14 protein-coding genes and 1 pseudogene are annotated in these 16,681 nt (G+C 39.8%); 4 read left to right on the forward strand and 11 right to left on the reverse strand.

All coding sequences use genetic code 11. The features are described from left to right. Positions 1-150: 150 nt before the first annotated feature. From AC012T_RS25465 to AC012T_RS25480, 4 genes are all read right to left on the reverse strand, one after another. Entirely contained in the window at positions 151-411 is a 261-nt protein-coding gene (locus AC012T_RS25465; protein ID WP_487061941.1) for a MoaD/ThiS family protein, read from the reverse strand. A gap of 340 nt (positions 412-751) precedes the next feature. Beyond that, positions 752-1,357 carry a J domain-containing protein gene (locus tag AC012T_RS25470; protein ID WP_487061943.1) on the reverse strand — a complete coding sequence of 202 codons (606 nt, stop codon included), beginning with the start codon at positions 1,355-1,357 and terminating at the stop codon, positions 752-754. A gap of 184 nt (positions 1,358-1,541) precedes the next feature. Beyond that, the gene (locus AC012T_RS25475) at positions 1,542-2,135 is read right to left on the reverse strand and encodes an ATP-dependent Clp protease proteolytic subunit (RefSeq protein WP_015217292.1); all 594 of its coding nucleotides are present in this window, start codon (positions 2,133-2,135) and stop codon (positions 1,542-1,544) included. A gap of 155 nt (positions 2,136-2,290) precedes the next feature. After that, positions 2,291-2,953, reverse strand: coding sequence for an ATP-dependent Clp protease proteolytic subunit (locus AC012T_RS25480; protein ID WP_487061946.1), 663 nt, complete (start codon positions 2,951-2,953; stop codon positions 2,291-2,293). 276 nt (positions 2,954-3,229) lie between these two features. Between AC012T_RS25480 and AC012T_RS25485 the strand changes: the two genes are divergently transcribed. Together AC012T_RS25485 and AC012T_RS25490 are read left to right on the forward strand one after the other, a co-directional pair. After that, a complete protein-coding gene (locus AC012T_RS25485) occupies positions 3,230-4,486 on the forward strand; it encodes a vWA domain-containing protein (RefSeq protein WP_487061948.1) in 1,257 nt (418 codons plus the stop codon). Beyond that, positions 4,483-5,763, forward strand: coding sequence for a vWA domain-containing protein (locus tag AC012T_RS25490; protein WP_487061950.1), 1,281 nt, complete (start codon positions 4,483-4,485; stop codon positions 5,761-5,763). Before AC012T_RS25485 ends, AC012T_RS25490 begins: the two co-directional genes overlap by 4 nt. A gap of 69 nt (positions 5,764-5,832) precedes the next feature. Here AC012T_RS25490 and AC012T_RS25495 read toward each other — a convergent pair whose 3' ends face one another. The 4 genes from AC012T_RS25495 to psb34 all read right to left on the reverse strand — a co-directional run bounded on the left by AC012T_RS25495 (position 5,833) and on the right by psb34 (position 8,795). Continuing rightward, positions 5,833-6,066 (reverse strand): DUF3134 domain-containing protein, encoded by a 234-nt coding sequence (locus tag AC012T_RS25495; RefSeq protein WP_323313047.1) that lies wholly within the window; start codon positions 6,064-6,066, stop codon positions 5,833-5,835. 250 nt (positions 6,067-6,316) lie between these two features. Beyond that, a complete protein-coding gene (gene leuD, locus AC012T_RS25500) occupies positions 6,317-6,925 on the reverse strand; it encodes a 3-isopropylmalate dehydratase small subunit (protein WP_487061952.1) in 609 nt (202 codons plus the stop codon). 136 nt (positions 6,926-7,061) lie between these two features. Next, on the reverse strand, positions 7,062-8,465 hold the full coding sequence (gene leuC, locus AC012T_RS25505; protein ID WP_487061954.1) for a 3-isopropylmalate dehydratase large subunit: 1,404 nt from the start codon (positions 8,463-8,465) through the stop codon (positions 7,062-7,064). 156 nt (positions 8,466-8,621) lie between these two features. Continuing rightward, complete coding sequence (psb34, locus tag AC012T_RS25510) at positions 8,622-8,795, reverse strand: photosystem II assembly protein Psb34 (protein WP_487061956.1); 174 nt, start codon at positions 8,793-8,795, stop codon at positions 8,622-8,624. Positions 8,796-9,193: 398 nt separating this feature from the next. Between psb34 and AC012T_RS25515 the strand changes: the two genes are divergently transcribed. Continuing rightward, the gene (locus tag AC012T_RS25515) at positions 9,194-9,865 is read left to right on the forward strand and encodes a hypothetical protein (protein WP_487061958.1); all 672 of its coding nucleotides are present in this window, start codon (positions 9,194-9,196) and stop codon (positions 9,863-9,865) included. Between the two features lie 48 nt (positions 9,866-9,913). Here AC012T_RS25515 and AC012T_RS25520 read toward each other — a convergent pair whose 3' ends face one another. Next, positions 9,914-12,079, reverse strand: coding sequence for a DEAD/DEAH box helicase (locus AC012T_RS25520; RefSeq protein ID WP_487061960.1), 2,166 nt, complete (start codon positions 12,077-12,079; stop codon positions 9,914-9,916). Between the two features lie 121 nt (positions 12,080-12,200). Between AC012T_RS25520 and AC012T_RS25525 the strand changes: the two genes are divergently transcribed. Continuing rightward, the gene (locus tag AC012T_RS25525; protein ID WP_487061962.1) at positions 12,201-13,592 is read left to right on the forward strand and encodes a serine/threonine protein kinase; all 1,392 of its coding nucleotides are present in this window, start codon (positions 12,201-12,203) and stop codon (positions 13,590-13,592) included. Between the two features lie 361 nt (positions 13,593-13,953). Here AC012T_RS25525 and AC012T_RS25530 read toward each other — a convergent pair. Together AC012T_RS25530 and AC012T_RS25535 are read right to left on the reverse strand one after the other, a co-directional pair. Further along, positions 13,954-15,278 (reverse strand): annotated as a pseudogene (locus AC012T_RS25530) (ATP-binding protein). A gap of 27 nt (positions 15,279-15,305) precedes the next feature. Then, positions 15,306-16,634 (reverse strand): tellurite resistance TerB C-terminal domain-containing protein, encoded by a 1,329-nt coding sequence (locus AC012T_RS25535; protein ID WP_487061964.1) that lies wholly within the window; start codon positions 16,632-16,634, stop codon positions 15,306-15,308. Between the last annotated feature and the right edge of the window lie 47 nt (positions 16,635-16,681).

The following is a 16,681-nucleotide window of genomic DNA, read 5'->3' on the forward strand; positions in this document are numbered from 1 at the left end:
CCTAAAATACACGTCAAACATACCCGACTATTTTTGTCGGATATAGTTTGATAAAGGGTAAAACAACAAATCGATTTATGCTCGTCAAGAAGGCCACCGCTGGAGACGGAGACAGGTTCTACAATCCAAAATCCAAAATCTAAAATTGTTTCAGCCACCGCTAACGGGAGGAATGAGGACAACTTCATCACTATCTTCTAGCAGGGTGTCTGGTTCCACAAAGATTAAATTAATCCCAAATCGGGTAACATCACGCCATTGTGAGAGTTCTGGGTGTTCAGTAATAAAGCGATCGCACACCGCCTTTACTGGCGTACCATTAGGAAAATCTAGAACTAGTTCACTCACACCATAAGCTTCTTGATAGGCAGCGAACAACTTAACGGTTACGGTAATTGCAGATTTCGACATACAATTTTTCTACACCCTAATTCATTTCATTATTTATTAGAAGAAATTAAATGCGGCTCTAAGGTACTTGTTATGCTAAATTACCAGTCGATAAGAGGGAACTCTTAACAGGGTCTAAACAAGGGGAAAGAGACAATATTTTGCAATAATGTTAAAAATTCTGCATCATTTCTTATACAAATTAAGGTTTCTGGGATTTTTTGCCTAGATTTTGCATATTAGGTACTGAAGAACCTTAAATGCAAGCTGAGTTCAACTTTTTTCAGCATTGGTATCCCCTCTCACCAAATAAATAAATTGTAAAACCCCAATCATCTCCCTTATTTTGCCAAAACAAGGATTAAAATTTAATCCCCAAACGCTGAAAATCTTGCTGGACTTCACTTAACAGAGCTTTATTGTGAGGATCTGTCTTTAAAGCCTTTTTTAGATAAATTCTCGCTTTCGGAAGTTGTTTTTCGGAAATTAAAGCCCTTCCCCAGATTTGATAAGCGATCGCTTGCCATTGGCGCACTTCTATATCTAGTGGTAATCTAGCAGCTAGAGCTTCCACAAGAGCGATCGCTTGAGGAAAACGTCTTGCTTGCAAAAACCGCTGCAACTGCTCATAAGTTTTCCACTTTAAGCGTTGTTCTATATCCTCTAAAGTAGGTGGGTGGGGCATCACAGTTGTTGCTGCTGCTGACTCCTGGGATTCCACCTCAACATAACTACGTACAGAAGTTGATGAACTACTGGATTTTGAGGCTATTTCCTCTGGTGGTATTACCGTTTGCAGGAATCTATAAGCCTCCGTCAAAGCAATAAATTTATCTTTAGACTTTTCATCATCTGGGTTAGTATCGGGGTGATATTGCTGCACCAGTCGGCGGTAAGACGACTTAATTTCAGCAAAAGAGGCTCCCGACCTTAGTCCCAATAAACGGTAGCAATCTCCAAGGTCCATCTTGAGCTATCAGTGAGCAAATAATTTATTTTAGTTATTAGCATTAAAGCCTAAATCTAAATAATAAAAACTAAATTTATAGTTTAAAGTTCAAAACTGACAGTTTTTGGGGATTGGGGACTGGGAAGAGGACAAGGAGCAGGGCGCAGGGGGGAAAACTTTCTCCTCTGCCCCCTGCTTCCCTCTACGGGCGTTCTTCAATCACACGGTCAATTAAGCCGTATTCCTTAGCTTCTTGAGCAGACATGAAAAAATCACGATCCATGTCCTTTTCAATTTTGGCTAAAGTTTGACCAGTGTTATCAACATAAATTTGATTTAACTGGTGACGAATGCGGATAATTTCTCTAGCTTCAATTTCGATATCAGATGCTTGACCACGAGTACCACCGGAAGGTTGGTGAATCATAATCCGGGAGTGAGGTAGAGCCATGCGTTTGCCCTTAGTTCCAGCAGCTAACAGGAAAGAACCCATTGAAGCAGCTAACCCAACGCAAATAGTGACAACATCAGATTTAATGTGTTGCATGGTATCATAAATTGCCAAACCAGATGTTACCATGCCACCTGGGGAATTGATGTATAAGAAAATATCCTTACCTGGATCATCTGAATCCAAATAAAGCATGATGGCAATAATTTGGTTAGCGATTTCGTCATCAACATCTCTTCCCAGAAAAATGATTCTCTCCCTGGAAAGGCGATCGTAAATACTAATCCAGTCTGTATACTGTCCTCCGGGCATCCGGTAAGGAACCTTAGGAACGCCTATAGGCATTTTCGTTACTCCGTTTGTAATTAGTTAAGGGAATAGGGAATAGGGAATAGGGAATAGGAAATAGGAAATAGGAAATAGGGAAAATAAACTTTTGCCTCTTGACTCTTGCCTTTTGCCTTCTTTCTGTAACCTGTCACCTGTAACCTGTCACCTTCTTAAAGCACACTTGCAGGGAGTGGGGGATTGGCGAGTTCTTCTTTCTCAAACACGCGGTCAATCAAACCGTACTCCTTCGCTTGGTAAGGAGTCATGTAGAAAAGACGATCCATGTCCTTGGAGATTTTTGCTACTGCCTGTCCGGTAGTATGGGAGAGAATATCCAGCATTGATGCTTTGTTTGCCAAAACTTCCTTAGCTCGAATTTGAATATCCGTTGCTTGGCCTTGGGCGTAGCTCTTAGGCTGATGCAGGATAATATTGGAGTTGGGCAAACTAGCACGACAACCTTTTGTACCAGCACTCAACAGCATTGCAGCCATGCCCATTGCCGAACCGATGCAGATGGTGTGGATGGGGGGCTTGATGTATTTCATGGTGTCATAGATAGCGAAGGCTTCGGTTTCAAAACCGATAGGTTCGCCACTGTAACCAGAGGTGCCGGTTGAGTTGATGTAGATTTTAATTGGTTTTTCGGGATCGTCGGATTGTAAATAAAGCAATTCGGCAACAATCAATTCCGTGACAGCAGGAACCAGTGGCATTCCCAGATAGACAATTCGCTCCTTCAATAGCAGGGAAGGTAAATCTGGCGGTGGTGTCCGGTAGAAATTATCGCCGTAATAAGGGGCTTGCACAGCCTTGATGGGGGAAATGTCCATAGCAACTGAATCGCCTGAAACTATGCCGTTAACTGTAATACATCCTAGCGTGATGCTAACTCGATTAGGGTGTGGATTTCTCTCTAATGGTTAAGAGTGATAGATTTCTAGGATATTCTGAATTGGGTAATGGGTAATGGGGAACAGAAAGATAAAATTTCCCCCTTGCTTCCCCCTGATCCTTGTCAATCCTCAAAAGTAGTTTTCCGTAGCGCAGAAGCTTTGTTTTGAAGTTATTTATAAATGGATATATGTCCTCTATAGGAAAATTAGGTTATGAAAGTTAATTTGCAGCCTACTCTAAATGATGCTAATTTAGACGCGAATCAAGCCAGCAGTCAACGTCAGTTGGCGGTTTCGATTTCTGCTATTGGCGAAACTCTAGATCGCAGTGTGCCATTGAATTTATGCTTAATTCTCGATCATAGTGGTTCAATGCGGGGTCCATCGCTCGAAACTGTCAAAAAAGCAGCTTCTTTGCTGGTTGATCGACTCAGTGCTGATGATCGTCTGAGTATTGTTGCTTTTGATCACCGTGCTAAAGTTTTAGTCCCTAATCAGGTAATTACAGATCGAACACAGATCAAACAGCAAATTAATCGCTTGTCTGCCGATGGTGGGACGGCGATTGATGAGGGTTTGCGGTTGGGGATTGAGGAATTAGCCAAAGGCAAAAAAGAAACCGTTTCCCACGCCTTTTTGCTAACTGATGGCGAAAATGAACATGGTGATAACGATCGCTGTTTGAAATTTGCCCAATTGGCAGCCAGCTATAATTTGACTTTGAATACATTGGGTTTTGGTGACAATTGGAATCAGGATATTTTAGAAAAAATAGCTGATGCTGGTCTGGGGAATTTGTCACATATTGAACAACCAGATCAAGCTATGGATAAGTTCAGTCGCTTGTTCACCCGGATGCAAACAGTGGGATTGACTAACGCTTATCTGCTCTTTTCACTGATGCCAAATGTGCGATTAGCGGAACTTAAACCCATTGCCCAAGTTGCCCCGGATACCATTGAATTACCAGTGCAACCAGATGCTGATGGACGTTTTTTGGTGCGTTTGGGAGATTTAATGAAGGATGTGGAACGGGTGATTTTGGCTAATATTTATTTGGGACAGTTGCCCGAAGGTAAACAGGCGATCGCTAATGTGCAAGTCCGCTACGATGACCCCGCCCAGAACCAAACCGGATTATTTTCTCTGAATATGCCAGTATATGCAAATGTAGAGCGAATTTACCAACCATCTGCCAATCCCGAAGTGCAACAGTCTATTTTGGCTTTAGCCAAGTATCGCCAAACCCAGTTGGCCGAAGCGAAATTACAACAGGGTGATCGCGCTGGGGCAGCGACAATGCTACAAACGGCTGCCAAAACGGCTTTGCAAATGGGAGATGCCAGTGGTGCAACGGTATTGCAAACCAACGCCACACGCTTGCAAGCAGGGGAAGAGTTATCAGAAAGCGATCGCAAAAAAACCAGAATTGTCTCAAAAACTGTGTTGCAGGATGCTCCTCCTAAATGAAAGTTCAATTACTGTCGGCACTAAATGATACTAATGTTGATGCGGCTCTATTGAGTAACCAGCGTCAACTAGCCATTTCTATTTCGGCTATTGCTGATCAACTTGACCAAAGTTTACCGCTGAATTTATGCCTGATTTTGGATAAAAGTGGTTCTATGCATGGAGAAGCCATTGATACGGTAATTCAGGCAGTGGAACAATTGTTAGCTCAACTCAAGCCAGGCGATCGCATCTCTATTGTCGCTTTTGCGGGTACTTCTGAGGTCATTATCCCCAACCAAATTGTCTCAGATATCGACAGCATCAAAGCTAAGTTAAAGAATAAGCTCAAGGCTTCTGGAGGTACAGTCATTGCTGAAGCCTTGTCTTTGGGAATCACCGAATTACTCAAAGGCACAAAAGGCGCTGTTTCCCAAGCATTTCTGCTCACAGATGGCCATGGTGATGGTGGTCTAAAAATCTGGAAGTGGGAAATTGGCCCCAATGACCACAAGCGTTGTTTGGAACTTGCCCAAAAAGCAACTAAAGTCAACCTGACAATCAACACATTTGGATTTGGCAATGAATGGAACCAGGATTTGCTCGAAAAGATTGCCGATGCAGGTGGTGGTAGTCTGGCTTATATTGAGCGTCCAGAACAAGCTGTAGCCCAATTTGGCAGCTTGTTTAAACGAATTCAATCTGTGGGATTAACCAATGCCCATTTGTTGCTGTCCCTCGTCCCTAGTGTCCGACTCGCAGAACTCAAACCCATCGCCCAAGTTGCCCCCGAAACCATTGAGTTATCAGTGGAAAACGAAGCTAATGGTAGTTTTATTGTCCGCTTGGGAGATTTAATGAAAGATGTAGAACGGGTAGTTTTGACGAATATTTATTTAGGACAGTTGCCAGAAGGCAAACAAGTGATTGGACATATCCAAATTCGCTACGATAACCCAGCAGAAAATAAAGAAGGTTTACTTTCCCCTCTGTTACCTGTCTATGCCAATGTGACTAAGGCTTATCAACCTGCTGTGAATCCCCAGGTGATCCAGTCGATTTTGGTATTAGCTAAATATCGCCAAACTCAGGTAGCAGAGACAAAATTGGAACAAGGCGATCGCGCTGGTGCGGTGACAATGCTGCAAACAGCCGCTAAAACTGCCTTGCAAATCGGAGATACAGGTGCAGCCACCGTGTTGCAATCAAACGCCACACGTCTGCAAGCTGGTGAAGAACTCTCGGAGAGCGATCGCAAAAAAACCAGAATCGTCTCAAAAACAATTTTACGAGAATAATTCATTAGGGTGGGCATCTGCCTACCCTTTAATTTGCTAAGATAGAAGGCAGATATCTGCCTTTCTGCACTAATCTTCTAACTCTACATCTGAGTCATCATCATCATTATCATAGGGAAGATCATCAAGGTCGATGATTTCAGAAATTTCTTCTACCTCACGAAGATTCCCTGTTTCTGCTGGTTCACGAGGTATTAACCGTCCAGTAGACTTCAGCCATTCCAGAAGAATAAATTCATGACTTGTACGAATTACGGTAGCTCGTTGGTTACGAGGTTGTTCATGCAAAGGGCCATTAAGCATACAAAAATTCTCTTTGAATTGGGAAAAAACTAAATTGACTATACTGCAAACAGGTTAAACCTAAACTTATGTCAGACTGAGCGTAACGTAGTGCAGGGAAGTATCTCAGAGATTCTTCACTTCGTTCAGAATGACAATTAGGACTTACGCACGATTTACGGAATAAACGAACCACGAAGGAACTAAGGAAAGAGGGTTTGAGAGATACTTTGCGTAAGTCCTGACAATTTTAAACCGTTTTTAGTATAACTTACTTTACTGCTAACTTACGCCAACCAATGTACGGCAATTTCGCCGCAGTTGCCCGCACTTTTTCAACATTTTCTACCAATTGACCGCAAGCATCCCAAGTACCAGAAACAAAGGTGCTTCTCGTCCCTTCATTCATTACAACTGGGGACGTAAAATCACCAATTTTGACTTGCAAATTTTCTAAATCTATGGTAACAGATGTTTGAGAATTTGCTGTTACTAAATCTTGCAGTTGTTTAACTGTTGCTGCATCAGCCGTAACGCAAGGTATGCCCATAGCGACACAATTACCAAAGAAGATTTCCGCAAAGCTTTCGCCAATCAGGGCTTTTATTCCCCATTTAGCTAAGGCTTGGGGCGCGTGTTCCCGTGAAGAACCACAGCCGAAATTCCGGTTAACTATTAGTATTTTTGCCCCTTGGTACTGGGTTTGGTCAAAGGGGTGTTGACCGTTTAAGGCTTTCCGGTCATCAATGAATACGCCTGTACCTAAACCGTCAAATGTGACAGCTTTTAAGTAGCGGGCGGGGATGATTCGGTCTGTATCAATGTCGTTACCGATGAGGGGGACAGCGTTACCAGATATTTGTTTTACTTCACTTACCATAAGTTTAAGAAGAAACGTTCGCGTAGCGTGCCGTAAGGCATACCGCTTCAGACGCGGAGGACACAGAGGATGAAGTTTTTGAGAGGTTTTTTGTGGGACGGGCTTCTAGCCTGTCCTCATTCCACAAGATAGGTTTTTACAACAAGTCGCGCACGTCGGCGATTTCGCCTTTAATAGCGGCTGTGGCTACCATTGCGGGACTCATGAGTAAGGTGCGCCCGGAGGATGAACCTTGTCTGCCTTTGAAGTTGCGGTTGGAGGAGGAGGCGCTGATTTGTCTTCCTTGGAGTTTGTCGGGGTTCATGGCTAGGCACATGGAACATCCTGGTTCTCGCCATTCAAAGCCGGCTGCTTGGAAGATTTTATCTAGTCCTTCGGCTTCGGCTTCTTTTTTGACTCTTTCAGAACCGGGGACAACAAAGGCTTTTACTCCTTCTGCTACTTTGCGACCTTGGGCTATTTTGGCTGCTTCTCTTAAGTCGCTAATGCGGCCGTTGGTGCAACTACCAATAAAACAAACATCAATTTTTGTCCCTTGGATAGGTTGACCGGGGTATAAGTCCATGTAGCGATAAGCTTCTTCGGCGATAAACCGATCTTCTTCTAGGAGTTCTTCGGGTGTTGGTACTTTCTGATTTACGCCGATACCTTGACCAGGAGTAATTCCCCAGGTAACGGTAGGGGAAATTTCCCCAGCATCGAAGACTACTACATCATCATATTCAGAATCTGTATCACTACGCAGAGATTCCCACCAAGTAACGGCTTGATCCCAATCTGCACCTGTAGGTGCAAAGTCTCTAGTTTGGAGATAATTGTAGGTAATTTGGTCAGGATTGACGTAACCACATCTAGCACCGCCTTCTATGGCCATGTTGCAAACGGTCATCCGTTCTTCCATGTTCATTTGTGCAAAGGTTGTGCCGGCAAATTCGTAAGCGTAGCCAACACCACCTTTGACTCCCAAGGTGCGGATGATGTGCAGAATTACGTCTTTGGCGTAAACACCTGGTTTGAGGTTGCCGTTAACTTCTATTTTGCGGACTTTTAATTTAGATAAGGCTAGGGTTTGGGAAGCTAGAACATCCCGCACTTGGCTGGTTCCGATCCCAAATGCGATCGCTCCAAAGGCTCCATGACTAGAAGTATGACTGTCTCCGCAAGCGATCGTCATTCCCGGTTGAGTCAGTCCTAATTCAGGCGCAATGACGTGAACTATACCTTGATTCCCTGAACCAATATTGTAAAAAGTGATGTCATTCTCTTGACAACTCTTTTCTAATGCTTGAATCATTTCTTCGGCCAAGCTATCCACAAAGGGACGGGCTTGATTTTCTGTGGGGACTATATGATCAACTGTCGCTATAGTCCGTTCTGGGAATAATACTTTTAAACCCCGCTCCCGCAGCATCGCAAAGGCTTGAGGACTGGTCACTTCATGAATAAGGTGTAGCCCGATAAATAGTTGCGTCAGCCCTGAAGGAAGTGTACCAACGGTGTGTAAGTCCCAAACTTTGTCAAACAGGGTTCCTCTGCTCATATACCAATCTCGATTAAAGGAGTCGGATTATTCATAGTATCAAAAAACTTGCAGTTGTTCGCAAATTCAGCCACAAAAAAAACCCCGGTGAAACTTGCCGGGGCTGATAGGAGAAATCCAAATGACGATTAGATACCAATACCGAAACTAAAAATCTTAGTAGCTAACCCCCAATGCAATCAAAACTATAGATGTTACAAATAAAATTGCTACTGCACCTTGGAAGGCGTAGCGGTTTTGTTGCTCTTTTGTAGGATATTCAGCGTAGTAAAGATTAGGCTCGTTGGAGTAGTTATTAAGGATGCCTTCTTCATTGGTGGTGGTATACATAATATATTTTTTCCTTCGTTTGTTACTTTATGTAAACTAATTTAACAAGATTGTTACAAAGTGTCAATAGAACTTGACAAAAAATATTAGATGATATAGATAAGGTTTGCTTATCTGGGATAGTTTGTGAGAAAGAACATAGAAAACTGCAATAGAGACATTGACAAAACACGTAAGGTCTTGTCACAACTATGATGTAATAAAACGAATGAGTGTTAAGATTGAATCGAAAATTACTTTTTTGGGATTGATATAGCTTTTCCCACTCTAGTTAGATACAAAATTACCCCTCCCCAACCCTCCCCTTACCAAAGGGCGACAACGCGGGTGGGGTGTATTTCATGAGCTTGGGAATTGCCATATTTGGAGCGATCGCTAAATAGAAATACCAGTGAACCATGAAACTGAAACAAACGTACCAATATCGCGCTATTTTAAACCGGGTGGGTATTGTGCTGATCTTAGCTGGAGTTCTGGATATTGCTTATGTGTTCTATTGTGAATCACAATCAAAAAGCTATTCACCCAGCTTGCATATCCCATCTGTAGTGGCAGGTGTGTTTCTCCTCAAGGGCGATCTGCATACCGTTACTATCGTTACATGGTGCGCTGCTTACATAAGTTCCAACTACATTAGCCACATATTGATATTGCTTCCCTTTTCAAAGCCAGCAGAACTCTGGACAACTGAATTTCACCTTGATCCAGTCGGTCTTTTTGTACCGTATCTAGTTTCAATGGGAGCGATCGCCCTTTGTGTCTGGGTCTACACACAACTGCGTGCTGCACCTGTAGTGTCCGCAAGTGTGAGATCGGGTCATTCTGCATCTATTCCTAAATCTGCATTCATATTGGGGATAGGACTTGTAGTACTCATGGCGGGGATTAGACACTTTACAATAAATAGTGCAGATGGAGCTAAAGCAGTAGAAATAGCCCGCGCACAATACGGTCAGAACTACAAGTATCATCTTAAAGGTATACGCTGGTCGAATGAGAATGTATCAGTTCAACTCACCGCATATAATAAACAGGAAATTAAACCTGTTCAAGTCGAGTGGAAACAGTGAAAAAACAAAACGGTAATTTTTCTAGAAATTACGTAATTGAGTAAGCCTCTACCAAAAAGAAACTTGCTTCCTCAGTTCTTCCATATCTAAATGATCATTAGCAAAAGCTTTTCTTAAAAGTATGTGCGGAATAAATTTGTCATACTTGTTGATTTCTGGTGCTTCCGCATGACTAACTAAATCTTCTGTTGTCATTCGTTGCTCACACAAAGAAACAATTTCTGGATAAACAGCAGAGAATTTATCCTTGCCTAATTTCAAAGTCAAATAATAGGGATTTATTCCCCCAATACTAGTAATTTCTAGCGATTCCCGACAACAAGAATTAAGCAATCTCTCTAAAGTGCGGTAAGCAACAGTACCCATCCAAGGAAAAATACAGCATTTATTTTTTTCTAATAAAAAAATATTTTTTTGATCTAATCCAGCCTTTCGCGTCAGTTTACGAACTTCCTGCAAACGTCGTAGTGCATTCTTTTGTAGATAACCATATTCTACATCTTCTAGCAAAACTTGACGCATTCTTTGCAAAATTTTAGTATGAATATTGCCGCTACCACCACGCCAATAAATAGTAGCTTTCCCTTCAGATGGTTTCACAAAAATAGCCTTTTTCTTAAAATCAACTTCTATAACTTCCCAACTTCTGCCAGCTAAAGCAAATTGATTACCAACAGCAGGAGGTATAACAATACTGCCGATTTCTGTTTTACCTTGTTTTACTATATATTCTTGGTTATCAGGAAACACAGCATAAAACTGAAATCTATTAACTATCTTTTCTCCGGCTAAACCGATAATTAATTTACCCTGTTCTGTTTTTTGAATATGATTAATATCAATTAAATAACGTAGCAATAACTTATAATCAGTTTCAGAAATGTGCGTAAATGGTGGTAAATTAAAAACTTGTTGAGCCAAAGCTGCGGGGGAAAGTTCTCCCGTTGCTACTAAAATGCTCATTGTTTGGTGATAAAGTAAACTTAAAGGATATTTAATCTGCTGAATTGGTTCTAGCCAACGTTCTTCTAAATAAAGTTGAATAATAGCAATACACTGTAAAAGTTGCCAAGGAATTTGTTCTGGTAATGTAGCTTCTGCTAATGGTTTTTCTTCTGCACAAACAAAACGCATATCCGCAGACTCTCCCCTTCTGCCACTTCTTCCTAATCGTTGCAAAAAACTAGCAACAGACAACGGTGATTCTAACTGGATCACTCTTTCCAAATAACCAATATCTATACCTAGTTCTAGAGTCAAAGTTGCAGCAGTCACAGCCGGAGTATTTGGTTCACGCATGGCATTTTCAGCAGATTGTCTTAAGCTGGCGGAAATACTGCCATGATGAACATGATATATATCTGGAAATGCTTCTTTTTTAGCTATTTGACGCAAAGAAGAAATAATAGATTCTGTTTGGGTACGGTTGTTAGCAAATATTAGACATTTATGAGATTTAGTGAGATTAAAAATATATTGTTCATATGCTGATTCTTCCTCAGATTCTTTCTCACTAAAAAAGTGTTCTACAGCTAATTTGATTTGGCGTTTACCTGCTTCAATATTTGGAGTTATGACTGGATGACGTGTTCCTAATTGTAACCATTCTTCAGCCATAGAGTAATCGCCAAGCGTTGCTGATAAACCAATACGACGGGGTTCTTTTTTAGTGATTTTTCCTAACCGCTGTAATTGACAAATAATTTGAAACCCGCGTTCTGAACCCATAAAAGCGTGAATTTCGTCAATGATGATAAAACGTAAATCAGCAAATAATCTAATTAGTTCATTGTTTTTGTTAATTAACAGGCTTTCCAAGGATTCTGGTGTAATTTGCAGAATACCTTGGGGATTATTTAAAAGTTTATTTTTGCGACTTTGAGCAACATCACCATGCCAAGAACATACAGATATATCTGCGGTTTTTAATAAATCATTGAGGCGTTCAAATTGATCATTAATTAAAGCTTTGATGGGACTAATATACAATACACCTATGGTAGTAGCTGGGTTTTCATGTAATAAAGTTAAAATTGGTAAAAATGCTGCTTCAGTTTTTCCCGCAGCAGTAGCAGCCGCAACCAGCAAATGAGCATCAGTTTTAAATATAACTTCACAAGCAGCCATTTGTACTGGTCGCAATTCTGTCCAGTTGTGAAGATAAATATATTCTTGAATGAAGGGTGCGAGTCTAGAAAATATGCTATTGCTCATAGATCAATTGAATAACTACAGAATAATCTGTTTCATGTTAGTTGCTGGTTTAAGTAAGCTTACAGTACTGTAGTAACAGGGAGTCAAGTTATAAAAGTAACGAAGTTGTGAAATTAGCAAAATGACAAATCAAGATTTAGGTGATTTTGCCAAAGAGACGCTATTGGAACGTTACGAAGTTCAGCAGCAATTGGGTAAAAAAGCAGGACGCAGGACGCTGCTGACTCGTGACTTGCAAACCCAAGAACTGGTAGTAGTTAAACTACTGACCTTTGATGATGAGTTTCAATGGCACGACTTGAAGCTGTTTGAACGGGAAGCGGAAACCCTGAAAGCCATTTCTCACCCAGCAATTCCCAGTTACCTAGATTACTTTGAGTTAAATACACCCGACTACAAAGGATTTGCACTTGTACAAAGCTATATTCCTGCTGAATCTTTAGAAACACAACTCAAAGCAGGACGTAGTTTCAGTGAAGAAGAAGTCAAGCAAATAGCAAAAGCGATACTAGATATTCTGAAATATTTACATGGTCGTCAACCGCCAGTAATTCATCGTGACATTAAACCCAGTAACATACTATTAACAAATCGTTCTGGGAATAGCGTCGGTGATGTTTATTTAGTTGACTTTGGTTCAGTACAGACTATTGTGAGAAGCAATAGTACTATGACTGTTGTTGGTAGTTATGGATATATGCCACCTGAGCAATTTAGTGGTAAAGCTACTCCTGCTTCTGACCTTTATGCTTTAGGTGCAACTTTAATTTATTTAATCACAGGTCAACATCCAGCAGATTTACCCCAACAAGACTTAGTAATTAAATTTGAAGGAGCAGCCAATATTAGTCCTGGTTTTAGTAGTTGGTTGCGGAAGATGACCCAACCTATGACGAGTAGACGTTTAGCTTCTGCTGAACAGGCTTTACAAATTTTAGAAATACCTAGAGTTAAAGCTCTAACTCCAGTAAAGGCATCTAATTCAGTTTTGGAACAGCCTTTTAGGAGTAAAATTACTTTGCATAAAAATGCTGATTTCATCGAAATCACTATCCCTCCAGTCGGTGGATTTTCCAAAATTATGGTGATACTTTCTTGGTATTTTGGGATAGTTGTATCACTTTCTTTTTTAATGATTATGCCTATATTTAGAGCTATGTCGCCTTTGCTGATTCCGCTTAGTCTATTAATATTATTTCTGATTGTGTTTATCTGTTTTTTTGGAACTAAAAAACTTTATATCAATAGAAAGCAAATTTATTCATGTTACGAATTATTTGGTATTGAGCGTTATTATCCACTTCCCAGCCTCAAAAAATATATAGTGCGTATAGAAAAAACTAATACTTTTTATAAAGATAAACCTCAACCTTGTTTAATTATTTGGGCAGGAATGCGGAAATATAAAATTCAAACTGGTGAAAATAATATTTTTTCTGTTAGTACTTTAGAGCTTGATTGGTTAGCCCAAGAACTTAGTGATTGGCTAGGCTTACCAATAACTAAAGAGTAAGCTTTGTAGGGTGCGTCAGATATATAAATTGGTTATTATCAACATATTGATGATATCTGATGCACCTGCAAAATACACACTGTAAAAACTTCACATGATACGTATGCACGAAATTGCCTAGTTTCAGGCTTTTGGAATCGCATATTAGTGCGGTGCGTCAGATAGAGAAAACCTGTTGTATGCTAAATTATCGGGTCTGACGTGGTTGGTGAGCTTGCCGAACCACACCCTACAAGAGAGAAAATCCATAATCTATTTTTGATAGATTTTATCAATGTGTAAGTCCTAGAATAGATTCTCATCTTTCTCTTCCTCCGCGTTCTCTGCGTCTCTGCGGTTCAATGAAAAAAAACGTAAGTAGTTACAAACTGAATTCGGCTGCATCATCATTTAAATTACTATCTTTACCAGCAGCAGTGGGTTTAAAATTAGAGCCATGAATCAATTCAGTAAACTTAACTTCTGGGTTTTGATAGAGAACATTTAACACACTAATAAAATCTCTAATAATTTCTCCTGGTGTCAATAATGCTTCTGCACCTAAGCGAGTGATAATTTCTTGGATAAATTCTTTTAATTCACGATTTGTCAAGTTTTTTTCATATCCAAAATTAAGAGCATGAATTTCTGTTAAGCGTTGTAAAAGGGTGAGTATTTCTGTTTCAGTTAAAGGATTGAGACGAATAACTGGCCCTAAATATTCTTGTACATTAGCTTGGGTAACAAATCGACTTTCTTTTGTGCGTCTGCGCCAAGCTTGGTCTGCAAATAGTCCTCGATTTGGGTCTTCTAAAAATTTGGTTGTTCCACCGATGATAATACCAAGATTTTCAGCTTTACATTGCATGGTATCGTTAAACATGGCTAAAAGTCTGTTATAGTTTTTCTCACGAGTAACTGTAGTGGAGATTTGATATAAGTTGACAGCTTCATCTACTAAAATAAAAAGTCCTTTATAACCTATTTCAGCTACAAATTTAGCTAATAATTTAATATAATCAAACCAATTATCATCATCAATAATGACGCGCACTCCTAAAGCTGCTTTAGCTTCGGTTTTGGTGTTAAATTCCCCCCGTAACCAGCGCAGAGAGGCATTTTTTAAATCATCATCATCTAAACGATAACTACGCCAATAAGCAACAATTACGCTGCCAAAATCAAAGCCGTGAACTAAGTCTTCAATGTAGTGAACTACTTCCCGAATTTTTGTTTCTACTTGCTCGTCAAATCCTTCATCATTGGGACGCATTCCCGTTTCTTTAGCTACTTCTTGCTGAATTTTATTAATCCATCCTTCCAAAATAGAAACTAATGCACCACCATCAGGACGGGTTTTTGTAGCTAGACGACTCATCAATTCTCGATAGGTTGCTAAACCTTCATTGTGACTTCCTGCTAGTCTACGTTCAGAGGATAAATCAGCATCAGCAACTACAAATCCTTGCTCCATGGCGCGGTTACGAATCATCTGTAGCATGAAACTTTTACCGGCACCGTAGTTACCAATTATAAATCGAAATGCGGCTACACCTTCGGCAATATCGTTGAGATTTTGTAATAGGCTATTGAGTTCTTTTTCTCGGCCTACTGCTATATGCTCAATTCCTACTCTGGGGACTACTGCGACTCTAGAGAATTAATTAAAGCAGTAGATATTTTTTTAGAGATTTTAAGCTTTGTCATGTAGTTGATTTTTATGAAGAAGGTTATTTAATTAGGTGATATTGATTTGGTGATTAATTGTTCATATATTGCTATCATTTTTTTGACGTTTAACTGATGTTCTTGATAAATTTCGGGAATTTCTTCACCTGTTTCGATAATTAGTTCACCCAGGGTGTTATTGGCGATTTCATTTATGGAATCAATTAATAGATTGGGCATTGTGATATGTTCTTCGGCAATTTTTTTAATAATGGCTTTCGGATTATCTTCTTCGACTATGGCTTTTAATACTTGGATTTCATAGGTTGGTAGATTTTCTAAAAAATGACTCCATTCTGGTGGTAAATTTGAAGTTTGTGTTTGAGAATCTATGGTTTCTAGTAATTCATCAAAAGGAAATAATTCAATTTCATCTTCTTGAGTATTTTCAGATAATGTTTCTGGATTGAGTGTTTCCATGTTTTGAAGCAATTCCCAAACTTGGTTTTGCAACAAGTCTCGCTCATCTTGCAATAATGCAATTTGATTTTGTAATTGATTGATTTCTGCCTGTTGTGTTTGAGTTTGTGTTTGTAAATCAGCCAGATTATTGGCTACTATTTCTCTGGCAGTTGTTGTATCTATGAGTAAGTTATTTCGCTGGGCTATTTTAAGTTCTAATTCTTGAATTTCTGTTCGCAGTTCATATAACTTTTCTTCTAGTTGGGGTTTAAGTCTATTTACGAGGGTTAAATTACTTTCTATTTCCTGTTTTTCTTGTTTGTAGGCTTCAATTTGAGTTTGCAGTTGGGTAAGTTCTGAACGCGATACATTAGAGTTTAGTTCTAAACGACGTTTTTCGGCTGCGAGATGGGAGCAGGTTTGATTAAGTTCTTCCGTGCTACTTTGTAGATGATGAATTTCATTTTGGAGAATATTAATTTCTGATTCTAATTGTTTTTTTTGTCCAGCAAAATTACCTAGTTCTCTATGGATTATATCTCTTTGATTGCGGCTTTCTGCTATTTGATTTTGTAGATGCTGTGATTCTGTGTAGAGAATGTTACGATGTTCATCTATTTGTTTTATTTCTCTGACAATTCGATACTTTAGTCCTTCAAGTTCTCTGATTCGTTTATGGAGAGAACTTAAAATTAACATTTCATGATTTCTACGACGTTTATCAACAAATAGTGCGGCTGAATAGGTAGCTAAGACGGTGATTAAAGCTGTAAAAAAAGCTTTGTTAAAATCCCAATTGGGGACGAGACTTAAGCCAAAACTTACACTAAAGGCAGATATGCCCAAAATCAATCTATTGCTGATTATTGCTGAGTGCATTTTGCTTGTTTTGGGCGTATTAAAGTTGTTGGAGTTAGTAGTTATTAATGTCATTATTGTTCACAATGTTTTGAATATAAGACTGTGATTCTATTAAGGGA

The sequence above is a fragment of the Anabaena sp. EIM26 genome (assembly GCF_057568715.1).

Bases quoted from the DNA above. Each gene is read 5' to 3' on its own strand.
- AC012T_RS25480 (WP_487061946.1), bottom strand. From the start codon at position 2,953: ATGGACATTTCCCCCATCAAGGCTGTGCAAGCCCCTTATTACGGCGAT.
- AC012T_RS25495 (WP_323313047.1), bottom strand. From the start codon at position 6,066: ATGCTTAATGGCCCTTTGCATGAACAACCTCGTAACCAACGAGCTACC.
- AC012T_RS25485 (WP_487061948.1), top strand. From the start codon at position 3,230: ATGAAAGTTAATTTGCAGCCTACTCTAAATGATGCTAATTTAGACGCG.
- AC012T_RS25515 (WP_487061958.1), top strand. From the start codon at position 9,194: ATGAAACTGAAACAAACGTACCAATATCGCGCTATTTTAAACCGGGTG.
- AC012T_RS25525 (WP_487061962.1), top strand. From the start codon at position 12,201: ATGACAAATCAAGATTTAGGTGATTTTGCCAAAGAGACGCTATTGGAA.
- AC012T_RS25520 (WP_487061960.1), bottom strand. From the start codon at position 12,079: ATGAGCAATAGCATATTTTCTAGACTCGCACCCTTCATTCAAGAATAT.
- leuC (WP_487061954.1), bottom strand. From the start codon at position 8,465: ATGAGCAGAGGAACCCTGTTTGACAAAGTTTGGGACTTACACACCGTT.
- leuD (WP_487061952.1), bottom strand. From the start codon at position 6,925: ATGGTAAGTGAAGTAAAACAAATATCTGGTAACGCTGTCCCCCTCATC.
- AC012T_RS25490 (WP_487061950.1), top strand. From the start codon at position 4,483: ATGAAAGTTCAATTACTGTCGGCACTAAATGATACTAATGTTGATGCG.
- psb34 (WP_487061956.1), bottom strand. From the start codon at position 8,795: ATGTATACCACCACCAATGAAGAAGGCATCCTTAATAACTACTCCAAC.
- AC012T_RS25470 (WP_487061943.1), bottom strand. From the start codon at position 1,357: ATGGACCTTGGAGATTGCTACCGTTTATTGGGACTAAGGTCGGGAGCC.
- AC012T_RS25465 (WP_487061941.1), bottom strand. From the start codon at position 411: ATGTCGAAATCTGCAATTACCGTAACCGTTAAGTTGTTCGCTGCCTAT.
- AC012T_RS25535 (WP_487061964.1), bottom strand. From the start codon at position 16,634: ATGACATTAATAACTACTAACTCCAACAACTTTAATACGCCCAAAACA.
- AC012T_RS25475 (WP_015217292.1), bottom strand. From the start codon at position 2,135: ATGCCTATAGGCGTTCCTAAGGTTCCTTACCGGATGCCCGGAGGACAG.